Here is a 1,483-nt window from a genome sequence, read left to right as displayed (position 1 = left end):
TAGTTGTTCTGGGCATCGCGTGGGTGAATTAATGGGAACGAGTGTGAGCTCCGGGTTCGCTCTAAAATAAAATTATTTATGCTGCCAAGCTGATATAGATCAAGCTTGGCCTTTTGTAGAAATACCCGGGCATTGCTCTGTCCGGGTAAGTTGATTGCTTTATAGGGCGATGAAGTCTGGTTTTTCTCTGACAAAGCACTCAGGGCAGGGAAAGTCTTCAGGAACCTCTTCCCACTTAGTGCCAGCGGGGTAGCCTTCGTGCTCGGCACCTTTAGCTTCATCATATATATAGCCGCAGTCAGGGCATTGAAATTGACTCATGGTCTAAACCTCCTTATGTCTCTTAAGCTGCTTCGGCTGTTTCGCTGACTTTATCACTCACAGGTGGCTGGTGATATTTGTTGTAGACCAGTTCTTTGGAGTCTGGGTCTATATTGACTTTGTCCATATCATTACCAGCCCAATCTATGACTTTTTTGTCCATGATTGAAAACCAGAGTGGTGGGATCATGGCAACCAAAAACATAAGCGGGTAGCCAGAAGGTAGAGAGGGGACGTCGTCGTAATCACGAAGAACTTGATATGGGCGTGTAGGGTGCGCATGATGGTCTGAATGTCGCTGAAGGTGTAATAAAACCAGGTTGGATGCTTTGTGATTACTATTCCAGGAGTGATGAGGTTGGCAGCGCTCATAGCGGCCGTTTTCTTTTTTCAAACGAAGTAATCCATAGTGTTCTACATAATTGGCGCATGTCAGCTGCCACCAACCATAAGCGGCCGAGATTAATAGGAAGGGGATCATAACCGGGCCAAAAAAGGCAAGCATCAGGGTATAGGCTGAAATGGTGAGCGCTGCTGGTTGCAGAATCTCGTTATCCCAAGACCATTCTGATTTTCCTAAACGGTGCAAGCGGTTTGCTTCGAGCCCCCAGGCTCGTCGAAACGCACCAGGAATCTCTCTTTTTACAAACTTGTAAATATTCTCTCCAAAGCGTGAAGATGCTGGATCTTCTGGTGTTGCAACATCCTTGTGGTGTCCTTTATTGTGTTCGATAAAAAAGTGGCCGTAACCACTGGTAGCCAGCATGACTTTCGCAGCGGCAACTTGCTTTCTATCTTTCACTTTATGCCCCATTTCATGACCTGCAACCAAACCTAAGCCGTTGAGAATACCCGCACTGAGTGCAGCGCCGAGTATATTGATCCAGGACCAGTTATATTGAGATACAACAAAGGCGATACCAACGAGAGAAACCCAGTGCAAGGCGGTCGCAATATACATAATATTGACATAATAGCTTTGGTCTTTGAGCTGTGAAACGAGTTCGTCGTCTGGATTAGCGCGGTCTTCACCAAATACGTGATCAGCTAGAGGTAGCATGCCGTAAAGAAAAACCACAGTAAACCAAAGCCAAAGGCCATAACCGGTTTCAACGGCAGCATAAGCGGAGGCTAAAGGAATCATTGGCGTAAGGATAGAGAG

Annotated in this window: 2 protein-coding genes; both read right to left on the bottom strand. The window is 46.4% G+C overall.

The window, feature by feature from the left end:
• Positions 1–159: 159 nt before the first annotated feature.
• Positions 160–321 (bottom strand): rubredoxin, encoded by a 162-nt coding sequence (locus A3735_RS14375; protein WP_068509148.1) that lies wholly within the window; start codon positions 319–321, stop codon positions 160–162.
• 22 nt (positions 322–343) lie between these two features.
• Positions 344–1,483, bottom strand: a 1,140-nt coding sequence (locus tag A3735_RS14370) for an alkane 1-monooxygenase (RefSeq protein ID WP_068638184.1), incomplete at its 5' end; no start/stop codon positions are given.

The organism is Oleiphilus sp. HI0061, assembly GCF_001635675.1.
The sequence above is the reverse complement of the archived record's forward strand: the minus strand, read 5'-3'. Positions and strand labels throughout refer to the sequence as shown.